This is a genomic window from Arcobacter vandammei (assembly GCF_016106035.1).
Lineage (GTDB): Bacteria > Campylobacterota > Campylobacteria > Campylobacterales > Arcobacteraceae > Aliarcobacter > Aliarcobacter vandammei.
On the sequence record NZ_JADKPZ010000001.1, the window covers coordinates 132,953 to 147,273 of the forward strand.

Sequence of the window (14,321 nt, forward strand, 5' to 3'; positions counted from 1 at the left end):
CTTTTTTAATTTTAACCTTTTACATAGCTTAATTGCATATTATAAGCCATTTCCCAAAACATATATTCAAACTCAACACTTGCAATAAAAATCTCTTCAACTTTTTGTAATTCTTCTTTTGTTTTATTTTTTGCTAGTTCATCAATTGCCTCATAAAACCACTCAAATGAGTTTTCAAAATCATATCCAGCATAAGTTTCTATCCAAGATTTATAGAAGTTATTTTCTAAACTATCTTTATACTGCTCTTTTAATCTTTTTGCATAATCGCAATATGTCCAAGCACAAGGAAAAACAGTAATTAAAGTATCAAGCAAATCACCTTTTAGTGCAGTTGAGAGCATATTTGCTGTATAAGTTCGGTTGAACAAACTAGCCTTTACACTTTTAACCTCATCTTCCTTAATTCCAAACTCTTTCATATATAAATGATGAACTTTCATCTCATCAACCAAAGTTGCTTTTGTAATTGAGCTTAGATTACTTAGCATTTTTTCATCATCTGCTTTTGTCATAGCCATTGCAAAAACTTTTGCATACTCTAAAAGATATAAATAATCTTGTAGTAAATAAAACTTGAATTTTTCTTTAGGCAAAGTACCTTTTCCTAATTCCTGAACAAATGGATGATTATATCCATCTTCCCAAACTTTTATTGATTTTTCTTTTAAACTTCTTGAAAATGACATTTTACTCTCCTTGATTTTTGAAAAATTTATAAAAATGGTTTGTAGGACCGTGTCCTTTCCCAATTTCAAGAGAGTATTTGATAGCATTTGTTATGTACTCTTTTGAAATTTCCAAAGCTTCAAAAATAGGCTTTCCTAAAGCTAAATTTGCAGCAATTGCTGATGAATATGTACAACCAGTACCATGAGTATTTTTCGTATCTATCTTTTTTGTGCAGTATTTATAAAACTCTTTTCCGTCATATAAAATATCACAAGCTTCATCGCCGTTTGAGTGTCCACCTTTGATTAAAACACTTTTGCAACCCATTTTATGGATTTTTATACAAGCATTTTTTACATCTTCTTCATTTTCTATTTTCATAGAAGCTATATGTTCAGCTTCTGGAATATTTGGAGTTAAAACATCCGCAAGTGGTATTATTTGGGCAATTAAAGTATTTATATTTTCAATATCCATCAAAGCACAACCATTTTTTGCATACATAACTGGGTCAATTACGATATTTTTTGCTTCTTCTTTATGCTCTTTTAAAAACTTTGCAACCGTTTGCATAATCTCTTTACTTCCTAGCATTCCAATTTTTATCGCATCTGGAACAATATCTTCAAAAATACAAATAAGCTGTTTTTCTATAATATCAACTCTTACATCTTGAATATCTGCAACTCTAAATGTATTTTCTGCAACAACAGAAGTAACCACACTCATTCCAAATGTACCATGAGCAGAAAATGTTTTTAAATCTGCTTGAATACCAGCTCCACCACTACAATCAGAACCAGCAATTGTTAAAACTTTTTTCATAAATCTCCTAATCTTAAATATCAAAAAAACTTTTTATTGCTAGAAATTTTGCATAAAAAAAGGCACTTTCAAAAGAAAGCACCTTTTAATTAAATTTAATTCTTAAAAATTAGCTTCCTACTATGGTATTAACCAACAGGTTCAAAGGGTCAGGTTTTACCTTCTCAACACTTTTGTGTTCCCCCGCAATAAAAAGGGCATTCTAGCACAAGCTTCTCTTAAAACAAGTTAAAGCTACTTTTTGCAAAAAAACTATACAATTTGCCCATGAAAATTTTAACTTTAATCCTATTTTTCGTTTTAAATGTTTACTCATCAACTTTAACTTTAAGTATGAGTTCAAGTCCTGCTAGATTAAACCCTATTTTAGCCAATGATAGTGCAAGTAGCGAGATTAGTGATTGGCTTTTTAATGGTCTTTTTAAATATGATAAAGATGGAAATGTAATAACTGAAATCGCATCTTCGTATAAATTTGTAACACCTACAAAACTAATCATAAATCTAAGAAATGATGTTTTATGGCATGATAAAGTAAGACTTACTTCAAAAGATGTGGTTTTTACCTATGAAAAAATTATTGACCCAAAAGTTTTTAACTCTATAAAATCAAATTTTAGCGAAGTCTTAAGTGTAAAAGCACTTGATGATTTTACAGTGGAAGTAATCTATAAAAAGCCCTATTTCAAAGCTTTAGAGACTTGGATGGTTGGGCTTTTGCCATATCATATTTTAAAAGATGAAAAAGATTTAATGACAAGCTCTTTTAATAAAAACCCAATAGGAACTGGTTCATATAGGTTAAAAGAGTTTAAAACAGCAGCTGATATTGAACTAATTGCAAATGAGCATTTTTTTGATGGAAAGCCAAAGATAGATAGGATTTTATACAAATTTTTGCCTGATCCAAATACATCTTTTTTGTACTTAAAACAGAAAAAACTAGATATTGGTGGGCTTACTCCTATGCAAGTTTCAAGACAAATAGATAATAGTTTTAAAAGCTCTTTTGATATTCTTAATAGGGCTAGTTTTGGTTTTACATATTTGGGATTTAATCTTGAAAATCCAAAATTTCAAGATCTAAAAGTTCGACAAGCACTATCTTTGGCAATAAATAGGCAAGAGTTGGTTGATATTTTATTTTTTGGATATGGAGAGGTTTGCAATGGTCCTTTTATGCCAAACTCATTTGCTTATAATGATGAAGTAAAACCTATAAATCAAGATTTGAAAAAAGCCAAAAAGCTTTTAAAAGAGGCAGGTTATGATGAGAAAAATCCTTTGGTTTTTGAACTTGTAACAAATACTGGAAACGATATAAGAGTAAATACAGCCCAAATTTTGCAGTATCAACTAGCAAAAATTGGTGTAGAGATGAAAATTAGAGTGATGGAGTGGCAAGCATTTTTAAATACGGTGGTTACTCCACGAAAGTTTGAAACTGTACTTCTTGGTTGGTCTTTGGCTTTGATGCCAGATGCTTACCCGCTTTGGCATAGCAATAGTGCAAAACTTGGTGGCTTTAATCTCGTAAATTATAAAAATAAAAGAGTTGATGAGTTAATTGAAAAGGGAAGCGGAACTATAAATAAAGATGAATTAGCGGTGATTTATAAAGAGATTTTTAAAATAATTGCTACTGATTTACCATATTTATTTTTGTATATTCCAGATGGAATAACTGCAATAAACAAAAAAATAGAAAATGTAGAACCTGCATTTATAGGAATTATGCACAATCAGAAAGATTGGATTATTAGTGAATAGTAAATAGTTTTTGATTATAGGTGAGTAAATTTATTTGAATGCGAAAGAAACAATTTTGCCCTTTGGGTCAAAATTTTTTAAATTTTGGGGACACAAAGTGGTAAACTCTTGTTGAGAGAGTTTTCAAATAAATTTTAATGAATTGTTTTAATAAAAAGGAAAAAAATTGACAAAAGATATGATTATACTGTTTGATTTGGATGGTACTTTAATAGATTCAACAGATGCTATTACAGATACTTTTTTACATGCTTTTTCAAAACATAGTTTTGATTTCAAAGGAAGTGTAGAGGATATTAAAAAACAAATAGGTTATCCACTTGATATTATGTTTGAAAATTTAGGGGTAAATAGAAGTGTAGTTTGGGATTTTGTAGATAGCTACAAAATGCGATATAGAGATATTTCAGTAGCTCAAACAAGTTTGCTTGAAAATGCTTTTGAAGCTGTAAAAATGGCTTCAAGTTTTGCAACTTTAGGAGTGGTTACCACAAAAACTAGAATTTACTCAACTCCTATTTTAGATAACTTTAGTATAGGAGATGATTTTAAAGTAATTATTGGAAGAGAAGATGTGGAAAATCCAAAACCACATGAAGAGCCTATTTTAAAGGCTTTAAAAGCTCTAAACTATGATGAAAAAAAGCAAAAAGCATTTATGATAGGAGATACAAAACTAGATATGCTTTCAGCACAAAATGCAAATATAAACTCTATTGGAGTTTTATGTGGATACTCTACAAAAGAGGAACTAGAACTTTATACAAATATTATAAAAGAAAACTCACTTGAAGCTGTAAAATATCTGAAATCTTTATGAGTTTAAATCTACTTAAAATGCTACTAGCCCTAACTGTCGGGCTTTGTGGCTCAATTCTTTTTATATTTTTAAACCTTCCACTTCCTTGGCTTTTAGGAAGTATTTTTGCTACATCTTTGGCTATAAGGTTTGAAAAACTTCCAATAATTAGCCCAAAAGTTTTTTCGCCACCAGCAAGGATTTTAATCGGACTTGCTATTGGAAGTGCCTTTACTCCAGAGATTTTAAAACATATTCCAAACTACACAGCAAGTTTATTGCTAGTTATTCCATTTACAATTTTGGTTATATTTTTTGGCACATATTACTACTATAAAGTTTTAAAATATGATTTAAAAACTTCTTATTTAGGCTCTATGCCAGGTGGTGTGATTGAGATGGTAATAATTGGAGATGAGTTAAAAGCAAACACAGCAAAAATAACTTTAATGCAAAGTTCAAGGCTATTTTTTGTGGTTGTATCTTTGCCTTTTATTATTCAATATATTTTTAAAATAGATATAAGTGGTAACCAGCTTTTAACAATGCCTTTAAAAGATATTAATATTTTAGAGTTTTTGTTTCTATATATTTTTGGAATAGTTTTTGCATTTTTAGCAAAGAAAATCAAACTTACAGCTGCATTTTTGATGGGTCCACTAATTATTAGTATTATTTTATATGCAAGTGGGGTTGTAAGCACATCTATTCCTGATGAGTTTTTAAAATTTATTCAAGTTGTTTTTGGAACAATTATTGGCTTTACTTTTAGGGGTGTTGGCTTAAAAACTATCTATAAAACACTACTTGCTACTTTGGGGCATTTTGTGATTTTGGCTACTATTTGCTTAGTTTTTCTAGCAATTATTTTTTATAGTTTGAATTTTAATGCTTTGGATATTATGCTAAGTTTTGCCCCAGGCGGTCAAACAGAGATAAACCTAATCGCTCTTTTAGTGGCTTCAAATTTACCTTATATAACTTTACATCATATTGTAAGACTTATTATAGTGATGAATATTGCACCTATTGTTGCTAAAAAACTGAAGTAGCTTTTAAAATAATTTAAGTTCGTTTTTGGATTATAATAATTCAAAAACGATTAACTATAAACTTTTTAATAAATCCCCAATCATCTCTTCAAAAGCACCATTTACAGCTTTTACAAAACCATAAGCAGAATTTTCATCACAAATAATCTCTTTATCAAAATTGATAGACTTTATAATTTTTTCATCTTTTGCTAAATCAAATTTCAGTTTTAAAACTGCATAAGATTTATCATTTTTAAACACTTGATAAAGTTTTATAAGATCTGTTTTTAAGATATATTCACTTTTTATTTTTTGCTTAACAGAGATAACATTTTCAAAAATATTGCTAGAAGTAAATGAATCTAAAAGCTGATTATAAATCATATTTGAAGGAAGATTTATCCATCTATTTTTTGCATACTCTTCAAACAAATATGGCTTTAGGCTATAAAAAATAGCTGTTTGATTGAAGCTTTTGTTTATATTTACTTCTTCAATTAAAATAGAGCTATATTTTGGTTTATTTAATAAACTTTTAGTTTTAAAATCTATTGAGTAGTGGTTAATATCAATAGTTTCTTGCTTAAAACTACAACCTACAAATACAAAGGCAAAAACAAAAATTAAAACCTGTGCTAAAATCTTATTTATCATTCTCTTCTCCTGGTCCATATTTTATATTTTTTTGTTTAAATAGCAAATCACTTGGGCTTTCATTTAGGTTTCTTATCAAATCTTGCGACTGATTTAAATTATCTTCTAAACTTCTTAAAACTATATTTAGATTTTCCAAACTATCTTGTGTAAGCTCTTTTATATCAAATTTTCCACTATCAAAATCATCTTTCATTTTTGTTGTTAATTCCTTGAAACTATCAGCAGAACTTTTTACACTAAGAAATGAAGATGTTCCAACCGATGTAAAATCTTTTATTTTAAACAACAATTCATCTATTTTCTTCTCATTTTGTGCCAGATTTTGTGAAAATTTTTCAATATTGCTCATAGTGCTACTACTTTTTGAGATAAATGAAGATAAATTTTCTACATTTTCATCGCTTAAAGCTTTTTTTATTTGAGATAAAATTATAGTAAGCTCTTTTGTAATATCTTCAGTTGAATCAACCAAAGCACCAAGAGCTGATTTTTTTGAGTTAATTATTTTGTAACCATCCTCATTTTCTTCCAAAAGTTTTGCTTCATTACTTCCACCTTTTAACTCAATATATTTAAGCCCCGTAATTCCAAGATTTCCTAAAATCCCATAGTTATCATCTTTTATTGGAGTTCCTTTTTGAATTTGTAACTCTATTTCTATTTGCTCTATATTTTGTGGATTTATTTTAATATTTTTTACAATTCCTACATCAAAACCTTTGTATTTGATAGATGATCCAATATTAAGACCTGTTATTGACTCATCAAAATGTATGAAATATGTATCATATTTTTTATCTTCTAAGCCATATTTTCCAAGCCAAAACACTGCAAGCAGAAGCAAAAAAGATATTATGCTAACAAACAGCCCTATTTTAAAAAAATTAATTTTTGTATCCATCAATTTACCTTTCTTTGTGCTAAAAAATCTTGTATAAATTCATCTTTTGAAGCCATCGCTTCTTCTATATTTCCATCAAATATTTTATCTTTTTTTATGATTATAAATCTATCTAAAACTGTTTTTATTGTCTCTAAATCGTGAGTTATTATAACTGTTGTTATATTTAAACTCTTTTTTAAATACAATAAAAGTTCATTTATTTGATGAGTACTTGCTGGATCTAACCCACTTGTAGGCTCATCTAAAAATAGCAGTTTTGGTTGAAGTGCCAAACTTCTAGCTAAAGCTACTCTTTTTTTCATTCCACCACTAAGTTCACTAGGATATAGTTTTGCAGTGTGTTTTGGAAGTCCTACAATATCCAAATTTGTGTATGCGATTTTTTCTATCAAGTGTGTTGGCAAAGTTGTGTACTCTTTTAGCATCACAGAGATATTTTCAATCACATTTAAAAACGAATACAAAGCCCCAAACTGAAACATATATGAAAATTGTAGTTTTATTTTCTCTAACTCTTTCATATCAAGATTTGATATATCTTTGCCAAAAATCTCTATTTTTCCTTTTTGGATTTGATTTAGCATTACTATTTGCTTTACAAGTACACTTTTTCCACTTCCGCTTCCACCTAAAACTCCAAAAATTTCACCCTCTTTTACACTAAATGACAAATCTTTGTGAACTATATTTTCTCCAAAAGCTGTATGAAGATTTGATACTTTTATAATTTCCATCTTATATTCCCATTTGAGTAAAAATTACAGAGAAAATGGCATCAAGTAAAATAACCACAAAAATAGCATTTACTACACTAATAGTTGTATATTTTCCAATACTTGTAGTGTTATTTTGTACTTGAAAACCTCTAAAACATCCAATAAGAGCTATAAAAAACCCAAAAAATAGTGCTTTGAAAACTCCTAAAAGCAAATGTTTTAAAGCAACTTCATTGTGCAATCTATTTATAAACTCAATAAAAGTTATATCCAAACTAGTATATGCAATTAGCATTCCACCCATAACCCCAATAATATCTGCAAAAAAAACTAAAAGTGGCAAAGAGAACATTAGTGCAAAAACTCTTGGCAAGGTTAAAAAAAGTGTTGGCTCAAAACTCATAGTTTTCATAGCATCAACCTCTTCTGTTATCTTCATAGCTCCAATTTCAGCTGTGTAAGAACTTGCACTTCTTCCAGCTATTACAATAGCCGTTACAAGTGGAGCAATTTCTCTAAACATTGTAATACTAATCATCTCAACTATAAAAATATTTGCTCCAAACTTCTCAAGCTGAACAGCTCCTTGATAAGCAATCACAACTCCAACCAAAAAAGCAGTAACTGCTACAATCAAAAGTGCATTTACAGCTGAAGTTTCAATATATTTCAAAGTTGCTTGAAATCTAATCTTTTTTGGATTAAAAAGTGAATATATAAAAAAGTAAAAAACCTCACCAATAAAAGTTAAAAATAGTTTTGTTGTTTTATAAATCTCATAAGTTTTTTTACCAATATTTTCTAAAAATTGATTTATATTTTTTTTATCTTTTAAAACCTCATCTTGATAGTGTTTTTTATAAAAATTATATAGATGCTCATACTTTTGGAAATTTGTAAAAATAATATTTTCTTCTTTAAATTTTTTAATATTTGATATAAGATAAATCATAGCGATACTATCGCACTCTTTTAGGTTTTGAAAATCTATAATTAGCTTTTTTGATTCTAAAATATCTAATCTTTTAAACTCATCTTCAATAAAAATAATCGTATTCTTATTCCAAATATTTTGTAATTTGATTTTGTAACTATCTTCAAGGTTTTCAACTAAAATATAGTTGCTTATTTTCATAATCTCTCTTTTTTATATTTTAAATATATTATCTTATCTAAAGAATGTAAAAATAATTTAAATTCCTACCCTATTTTGCACTCTAATGCTTTAAAATATCTTTGGATATAATCATATATTATTTATTATTTAAAGGATTTTTTATGCCATTACTAGATAGTTTTAGAGTAGATCACACTATTATGCCAGCACCAGCAGTTAGAGTTGCAAAAACTATGCAAACTCCAAAAGGTGATATTATTACAGTTTTTGATTTAAGATTTTGTGTACCAAATGAAAAAATGATGAGTGAAAAAGGAACTCACACTTTAGAACACCTTTTTGCAGGATTTATTAGAGACCATTTAAACTCTAGCACAGTTGAGATTATAGATGTTTCTCCAATGGGTTGTAGAACTGGGTTTTATATGAGTTTAATTGGTAGTCCAAAAGAGGAAGATGTTGCAACTGCTTGGAGAAAAGCTATGCAAGATGTGTTAGATGTAAAAAGTCAAAGTGATATTCCAGAATTAAATATTTTTCAATGTGGAACTTGTGAGATGCACTCACTTGATGAAGCAAAAGGAATTGCACAAGATATTTTAGACTCAAATATTGGTGTTATGTCAAATGAAAAACTATTTTTAAGTGATGAAAAACTTAAAAGTTTAGGGAACTAATTTTTGCAAACTCTAAAAGATGAAAAAGATGAAGTGGTTACTACAGCTGATGGTAGCCACACACTTTTCTCAAAAAAATATAATCAACACTTTCACAACACAGAAGATGGAAGCCTTAGTGAAGCTTTAAATAAACATATAATTCCTGCTTTTACTTTTAAAAACAACAAAAAAGAGTTAAATATTTTGGATATTTGTTTTGGGATTGGATACAACACCTTTGCAACTCTTTACTATATTTCAAAAAACTTTTCAGATATAAAAGTAAATATTTTTTCACCTGAACTTGATTTTGATTTAGTTAAATCTTTAAAAGATTTCAGATATCCAAAAGAGTTTGAAGAGATAAAAAACTTTAGAAATATTGTAAATGCTATTTCAAACAATCAAAAATATGAAGATGAAAATATAAAAATAGAGATTTTTGTTGGAGATGCAAGAGAGTATATTAGAAGTTTTCAAGAGAATTTTTTCGATATAGTTTATCAAGATGCATTTTCAAGTGATGTAAATTTTGAACTTTGGACAAAAGAGTATTTTAGTGATATTTTTAATATTTCTAAAAAAGATTCAATTATAACAACTTATGCAATATCCACAAACATAAGGCTTTCTATGTATGAAGCGGGATTTTTTATCTATGAAACAAGACCAACAAAAAGAAAAATAACTTTAGCTTTTAAAGATAAACAGGAGATAATTGGAAAATATATTGATATGGAGTTAAAGAAACTAAGAAACCAAAATGCCATTGCACTATATGATAAATAAATGCTTTTTATTATATAATTACAGAAAATATCATAATAAGGCTCTAAATGAAATTATTAAAATCTCTTGTATTTTTACTTATTTTACCAGTTTTCGCATTTTCATATACAGATAAGCAAATTTTTCAGAAAATTGAAAAAGATTTAGACTCAATTATCGTAAAAGATTTAACAAAAAAACAGTTGATTTTCCAAAAAGATGCAAATCAGAGTGTTAGACCTGCAAGTCTTACAAAAATTATGACATCAATAATTGCAATTGAAAGTGGTAAAATGAATAGTGTTGTAACTATTACAAAAGAGATGAAAAATGTAGAGCCTACAATTCTAAATTTTAGAGTTGGAGAAAAGTTTTATCTAAGAGATTTGGTAAATGCCGCCATGATAAAATCAGCAAATGATGCTGCAAATGCAATAGCAATATATTTAGGAAATGGAAACAAACAAACTTTTGTAAATATGATGAATAAAAAAGCAAAACTTTTAGGTATGAAAAATACAAATTTCCAAAATCCTTGTGGATTTGATGCTCCAAACCATAAAAGTACGGCTAGTGATTTATTAAAACTTACAGAATATTCAATAAAAAATAAAACTTTTAATAACATTGTAAAAAAAGAGAATTACTCGTTTAAAGCTATTAACACAAATAGAGTTTATAAAGCTCATACAAGTAATAAATTACTTCCTAAAGAAAAATATATGGTAGGTGTAAAAACAGGTTATACAAGTAAAGCTGGACCTTGCTTAATTGCAAGAGCAAAAGATGGTAAAAAAGATATTTTACTTGTTATGTTAAATTCTCAAAATAGATGGGAAAATACAAAATTAGCTTTGGATACAGTTTTAAATAAAAAATAGTTTAGCCTATAATTTGGCTAATCTATCTAAAATATACTTTTGTAAATCTCTTTTAGAAATCTCTTCTCTCATTGCACTTTGAAAAAATTTATTTACTTGTAAATTGTACTCTTCATAAGAAAAAAATGGGAAATGTAAACTCCAAGCCTTTTTAATAGTCATTTTTGTCATACTATATTTTAATAAAGCCATAAAATAATTAAAGCCCATAAAAATTAGTGCTGTTATTATCATAGCCCCAATTATTGAAATATGTGCATCTATATTTGCCAAAGATTTATGTGTTAAAAAAGAGATAGGAACAATAATTGCCAAGACCAAATTGATATATACAATATAAGCTCTAGTTAGTCTTAATCTAAATCCTAATCTTGAGCTATCTACTTCCATTCCATTGCTAAATTGTGTAGAAGCAACTAACATATCTTTTAATAAAATAGGTTGTTTTGATGTATTATAAACATAGTTTAATATTTTGTTAAAAAAACTTTTTTCTCTCATATTTTTCCTAATATAAATTATATAGATATTTTATCTTACTTTAGTAAAATTATTGTTAAAGTCATTTTATAGGATTATTTTTTGTAGTAAAACCATCAAAAGATGATTTTACATAATCTATTTTACTAAAGAAGAAAATTCTTTATAGATTGGTGAGTTTGAAATAGGTGTAAATTCACTGCTTAAAATATCGTTATTTTTATATTTTAAAGCAACTGTATTATTTGTAAATACATTTGTGTAAGTACTATTTGCAAAGCTTTCAAAGTCTTTTACAGCATATTGTGTATTTAAAGAGTAAAGTTCAACTGCTTTTTCACCTTTTATTGGATGACTTCCTGATTTAATAGAGTTTATTTTCTCTATTTTAGCACCATTAGCAAGTGCTAAAAGATAGTGTCCTAATCCAACAGCAAGAATTGGAAGATTTGCAGAAACTAGTTTTCTTATATTTTCTACTTCATTTTTGTAAAGATTTGGATTTCCAGCACCACTACTTAAAACTACTCCACCAATTTTATTTGATTTATATTTTTCTATTATATCTTCAGCTTTTGTATTAAATGGAATAACTTCAACTTCAAGACCAGATTCAACAAGTTCATTTAAAAAAGATTTTTTAGCTCCAAAATCATAAACTACAACTTTTTTATCGCTCATACTAGCTTTTCTAAAGTCATTTAAATCCATATCCCAAGCACCAGATTTATGAATATAACTATCTTTTGTAGAACTATCTTCTATAAAATTAATTTCATCATATTTTTTTGCATCTTTTAAAAGCTTTGCTAACTCTTCTTTACTAGAAATTTCTGTTGAAGCAATCATCATCATACTTCCTTCATCTCTAGCTATTTTTGTTAAAAATCTTGTATCTATATCACAAATTCCCATTACATTTTCAGATTTTAAAAAATCTGCTAAACTCATTTCTGCTCTATAGTTTGAATAAGCATCATGATAATTTCTTACAATTACACCAGAGGTATATGCTTTTGAACTCTCCATATCATTTTTATTTGTTCCACTATTTCCAATTTCTACAGCCATAAAATTTATAAAAAGACCTGCATTGCTTGGATCTGTGATTACTTCTTGATAACCGAATGTCGCATTGTTATAAACTAATTTTCCTATTGCAGTTTTATTTGCACCAAAAGAGCATCCTTCTAAAAATGTCCCATTTTCTAAATAAATATATACTTTTTGCATTAAATTAATCCTCTTTTTATTAACTCTTCTTCATAAAGTCTATGATACACCAAATCATAGTCCTCAGTTCCTGGAATTAGTTTTCTCTTATAGTTTCTAAGTTTAGCTAAAACCTCACTATCTGCTTTTTCAAACCCTTTAATAAAATCATCCAAAGAACCAAATATTACATTCTTTATTTGGTTATCTGAACAAGTAAAATGTATATAATCCTCCTCCCATAGATAATCTAATATTTTGTGAGCAATATCAGAGAATCTATCTTCATTGTTTAAGATAACTCCAAAATCATTTGCAAGTCTTTTTTTTGTCATCCAAAAAAGTTGTCTTCTATCAGCATTTAAATACTCAATCTCTTCTTCTTGTGCATCTAAAATCTCTTGAACTTTCTCATCAAGTAAATGTTCTTTTTCTATATCTTCATCTAAAATTCTTTCAACTTGCTCTTCTATACTAGCCTTATCTTTTCTTACTTCAACAAATTCACAAGAGATTAAATCTCTTGTTATTCTTCTTGAAACATATGGTGTATGGTGTAATTTTAATCTCATGCTTAGCCTCTTATAATAGTATCATCTCTCTCAGGTGAAGTTGAAATTATTCCAACTTTTACATTTGTTACTTCTTCAATTTTTTCTATAAATTTTTTTGCGTTTATTGGTAAATCATCGTAGTTTCTTACTCCCACAACACTATCCCAACCAGTTATTTCTTCATAAACTGCTTCTACATTTGTCATATCAGATGGCATATAAGAGATTTTTTCTCCATTGTACATATATGATACACAAACTTTAATCTTATCAAAACCATCTAAAACATCGAGTTTCATTAAAGCTAATTTATCACAACCATTTAATCTACTTGCATATCTAACAGCAACAGCATCAAACCAACCGCATCTTCTTTTTCTACCAGTTACTGTTCCAAACTCTTTTCCAACTTCACCCATTGTTTTTCCATAATCAGTGAAATCTTCACTTGGAAATGGACCATTTCCAACTCTTGTACAATATGCTTTTACAATTCCTATAACTTCACCTATATCTTTTGGATTAAGTCCAAGTCCTGTACAAGCACCTCCACTTACTGTGCTAGAACTTGTAACATAAGGATAAGTTCCGTGGTCAATATCAAGTAGCGTTCCTTGAGCACCTTCAAGAAGAACTCTTTTTTCATCTTCAAGAGCTTTCCAAACCATATTTGTAGTATTAGTTATAAAACTTCCTAATTTTGCTTTGTATTCTTCAAGTTCTGCTAAAAGTTCAGATTTATTTGGTGTTTTTATCTCTAATACATCAAAAATTGCTCTATTTTGTTCAAAATAGCTTAAAATATCATTACAAAGTTTTGAAGGATTTAACAACTCTCCTGCTCTAAATCCACTACGACTTGCTTTCTCAGAATATGTTGGTCCTATTCCTTTTCCTGTTGTTCCAATAGCTTGATCACCTTTTAGTCTCTCTTTAGCTTGATCAATTAATGCATGAAATGGTAAGTTTAAATGAGCTTTATCAGAAATATATAATCTTCCTTCAAGATTATCAAATTGATTCATCTCTTTAATAATATTTTCTGGAGATACAACAACTCCATTTCCAATAATATTTACAGCTTTCTTATTCAAAATTCCTGAAGGAATTAATTGTAATGCATATCTTACTCCATCAACCCAAATTGTATGCCCAGCATTGTGTCCACCTTGGCTTCTACATACCATATCATACTTTTGAGCAAGCATATCAACTATCTTACCCTTTCCTTCATCTCCCCATTGAATTCCTACAATTACATCTGCTTTCATCT

Annotated in this window: 16 protein-coding genes and 1 riboswitch; of the genes, 6 read left to right on the forward strand and 10 right to left on the reverse strand. The window is 28.2% G+C overall.

Translation table 11 applies throughout. The annotated features are described in order from the left end of the window. Positions 1–11 precede the first annotated feature (11 nt). Both tenA and thiD read right to left on the reverse strand, forming a co-directional pair. Positions 12–689: a thiaminase II gene (tenA, locus tag IQC44_RS00730; RefSeq protein WP_198304280.1), complete on the reverse strand. Its 678-nt coding sequence runs from the start codon at positions 687–689 to the stop codon at positions 12–14. Between the two features lies 1 nt (position 690). After that, positions 691–1,497 carry a bifunctional hydroxymethylpyrimidine kinase/phosphomethylpyrimidine kinase gene (gene thiD / locus IQC44_RS00735; RefSeq protein WP_198304281.1) on the reverse strand — a complete coding sequence of 269 codons (807 nt, stop codon included), beginning with the start codon at positions 1,495–1,497 and terminating at the stop codon, positions 691–693. Positions 1,498–1,594: 97 nt separating this feature from the next. After that, a riboswitch (TPP riboswitch) is annotated at positions 1,595–1,692 on the reverse strand. Positions 1,693–1,764: 72 nt separating this feature from the next. Here thiD and IQC44_RS00740 point away from each other — a divergent pair. The 3 genes from IQC44_RS00740 (at position 1,765) to IQC44_RS00750 (ending at position 5,118) form a co-directional block, all read left to right on the forward strand. Next, the gene (locus IQC44_RS00740) at positions 1,765–3,267 is read left to right on the forward strand and encodes a peptide-binding protein (RefSeq protein ID WP_198304282.1); all 1,503 of its coding nucleotides are present in this window, start codon (positions 1,765–1,767) and stop codon (positions 3,265–3,267) included. Positions 3,268–3,445: 178 nt separating this feature from the next. Further along, positions 3,446–4,087, forward strand: coding sequence for an HAD family hydrolase (locus tag IQC44_RS00745; protein WP_198304358.1), 642 nt, complete (start codon positions 3,446–3,448; stop codon positions 4,085–4,087). After that, positions 4,084–5,118 (forward strand): AbrB family transcriptional regulator, encoded by a 1,035-nt coding sequence (locus IQC44_RS00750; protein WP_198304283.1) that lies wholly within the window; start codon positions 4,084–4,086, stop codon positions 5,116–5,118. Before IQC44_RS00745 ends, IQC44_RS00750 begins: the two co-directional genes overlap by 4 nt. Positions 5,119–5,172: 54 nt before the next feature. On the opposite strand, the gene IQC44_RS00755 is transcribed toward IQC44_RS00750, so the two are convergent. From IQC44_RS00755 to IQC44_RS00770, 4 genes are read right to left on the reverse strand one after another with little or no spacing between them, the layout of a single operon-like run. Further along, positions 5,173–5,754, reverse strand: a complete 582-nt coding sequence (locus IQC44_RS00755; RefSeq protein ID WP_198304284.1) for an ABC-type transport auxiliary lipoprotein family protein — start codon at positions 5,752–5,754, stop codon at positions 5,173–5,175. Next, complete coding sequence (locus IQC44_RS00760; protein WP_198304285.1) at positions 5,744–6,658, reverse strand: MlaD family protein; 915 nt, start codon at positions 6,656–6,658, stop codon at positions 5,744–5,746. The genes IQC44_RS00755 and IQC44_RS00760 overlap by 11 nt, the downstream gene beginning before the upstream one ends. After that, positions 6,658–7,395 carry an ABC transporter ATP-binding protein gene (locus IQC44_RS00765; protein ID WP_198304286.1) on the reverse strand — a complete coding sequence of 246 codons (738 nt, stop codon included), beginning with the start codon at positions 7,393–7,395 and terminating at the stop codon, positions 6,658–6,660. The genes IQC44_RS00760 and IQC44_RS00765 overlap by 1 nt, the downstream gene beginning before the upstream one ends. Before the next feature lies 1 nt (position 7,396). Beyond that, complete coding sequence (locus tag IQC44_RS00770; RefSeq protein WP_198304287.1) at positions 7,397–8,512, reverse strand: MlaE family ABC transporter permease; 1,116 nt, start codon at positions 8,510–8,512, stop codon at positions 7,397–7,399. A 143-nt stretch (positions 8,513–8,655) separates the two neighbouring features. Here IQC44_RS00770 and luxS point away from each other — a divergent pair, with 143 nt between their 5' ends. From luxS to IQC44_RS00785, 3 genes are read left to right on the forward strand one after another with little or no spacing between them, the layout of a single operon-like run. Then, positions 8,656–9,171 carry an S-ribosylhomocysteine lyase gene (gene luxS, locus IQC44_RS00775; protein WP_198304288.1) on the forward strand — a complete coding sequence of 172 codons (516 nt, stop codon included), beginning with the start codon at positions 8,656–8,658 and terminating at the stop codon, positions 9,169–9,171. Between the two features lie 3 nt (positions 9,172–9,174). Continuing rightward, positions 9,175–9,942, forward strand: a complete 768-nt coding sequence (locus IQC44_RS00780; RefSeq protein WP_198304289.1) for a tRNA (5-methylaminomethyl-2-thiouridine)(34)-methyltransferase MnmD — start codon at positions 9,175–9,177, stop codon at positions 9,940–9,942. A 47-nt stretch (positions 9,943–9,989) separates the two neighbouring features. Further along, positions 9,990–10,802 (forward strand): D-alanyl-D-alanine carboxypeptidase family protein, encoded by an 813-nt coding sequence (locus tag IQC44_RS00785; protein WP_198304290.1) that lies wholly within the window; start codon positions 9,990–9,992, stop codon positions 10,800–10,802. A gap of 6 nt (positions 10,803–10,808) precedes the next feature. Here IQC44_RS00785 and IQC44_RS00790 read toward each other — a convergent pair whose 3' ends face one another. From IQC44_RS00790 to IQC44_RS00805, 4 genes are all read right to left on the reverse strand, one after another. After that, entirely contained in the window at positions 10,809–11,303 is a 495-nt protein-coding gene (locus IQC44_RS00790) for a hypothetical protein (RefSeq protein WP_198304291.1), read from the reverse strand. A gap of 117 nt (positions 11,304–11,420) precedes the next feature. Then, positions 11,421–12,515: a carbamoyl phosphate synthase small subunit gene (locus tag IQC44_RS00795; protein ID WP_198304292.1), complete on the reverse strand. Its 1,095-nt coding sequence runs from the start codon at positions 12,513–12,515 to the stop codon at positions 11,421–11,423. Continuing rightward, the gene (locus tag IQC44_RS00800) at positions 12,515–13,066 is read right to left on the reverse strand and encodes a DUF507 family protein (protein ID WP_198304293.1); all 552 of its coding nucleotides are present in this window, start codon (positions 13,064–13,066) and stop codon (positions 12,515–12,517) included. Before IQC44_RS00800 ends, IQC44_RS00795 begins: the two co-directional genes overlap by 1 nt. A 2-nt stretch (positions 13,067–13,068) precedes the next feature. Beyond that, positions 13,069–14,319, reverse strand: coding sequence for an adenylosuccinate synthase (locus tag IQC44_RS00805; protein WP_198304294.1), 1,251 nt, complete (start codon positions 14,317–14,319; stop codon positions 13,069–13,071). Positions 14,320–14,321 lie beyond the last annotated feature (2 nt).

Excerpts from the sequence above, each read along its gene's own strand:
- tenA (WP_198304280.1), bottom strand. The coding sequence starts at position 689 with ATGTCATTTTCAAGAAGTTTAAAAGAAAAATCAATAAAAGTTTGGGAA.
- thiD (WP_198304281.1), bottom strand. The coding sequence starts at position 1,497 with ATGAAAAAAGTTTTAACAATTGCTGGTTCTGATTGTAGTGGTGGAGCT.
- IQC44_RS00740 (WP_198304282.1), top strand. The coding sequence starts at position 1,765 with ATGAAAATTTTAACTTTAATCCTATTTTTCGTTTTAAATGTTTACTCA.
- IQC44_RS00745 (WP_198304358.1), top strand. The coding sequence starts at position 3,446 with ATGATTATACTGTTTGATTTGGATGGTACTTTAATAGATTCAACAGAT.
- IQC44_RS00750 (WP_198304283.1), top strand. The coding sequence starts at position 4,084 with ATGAGTTTAAATCTACTTAAAATGCTACTAGCCCTAACTGTCGGGCTT.
- IQC44_RS00755 (WP_198304284.1), bottom strand. The coding sequence starts at position 5,754 with ATGATAAATAAGATTTTAGCACAGGTTTTAATTTTTGTTTTTGCCTTT.
- IQC44_RS00760 (WP_198304285.1), bottom strand. The coding sequence starts at position 6,658 with ATGGATACAAAAATTAATTTTTTTAAAATAGGGCTGTTTGTTAGCATA.
- IQC44_RS00765 (WP_198304286.1), bottom strand. The coding sequence starts at position 7,395 with ATGGAAATTATAAAAGTATCAAATCTTCATACAGCTTTTGGAGAAAAT.
- IQC44_RS00770 (WP_198304287.1), bottom strand. The coding sequence starts at position 8,512 with ATGAAAATAAGCAACTATATTTTAGTTGAAAACCTTGAAGATAGTTAC.
- luxS (WP_198304288.1), top strand. The coding sequence starts at position 8,656 with ATGCCATTACTAGATAGTTTTAGAGTAGATCACACTATTATGCCAGCA.
- IQC44_RS00785 (WP_198304290.1), top strand. The coding sequence starts at position 9,990 with ATGAAATTATTAAAATCTCTTGTATTTTTACTTATTTTACCAGTTTTC.
- IQC44_RS00790 (WP_198304291.1), bottom strand. The coding sequence starts at position 11,303 with ATGAGAGAAAAAAGTTTTTTTAACAAAATATTAAACTATGTTTATAAT.
- IQC44_RS00795 (WP_198304292.1), bottom strand. The coding sequence starts at position 12,515 with ATGCAAAAAGTATATATTTATTTAGAAAATGGGACATTTTTAGAAGGA.
- IQC44_RS00800 (WP_198304293.1), bottom strand. The coding sequence starts at position 13,066 with ATGAGATTAAAATTACACCATACACCATATGTTTCAAGAAGAATAACA.
- IQC44_RS00805 (WP_198304294.1), bottom strand. The coding sequence starts at position 14,319 with ATGAAAGCAGATGTAATTGTAGGAATTCAATGGGGAGATGAAGGAAAG.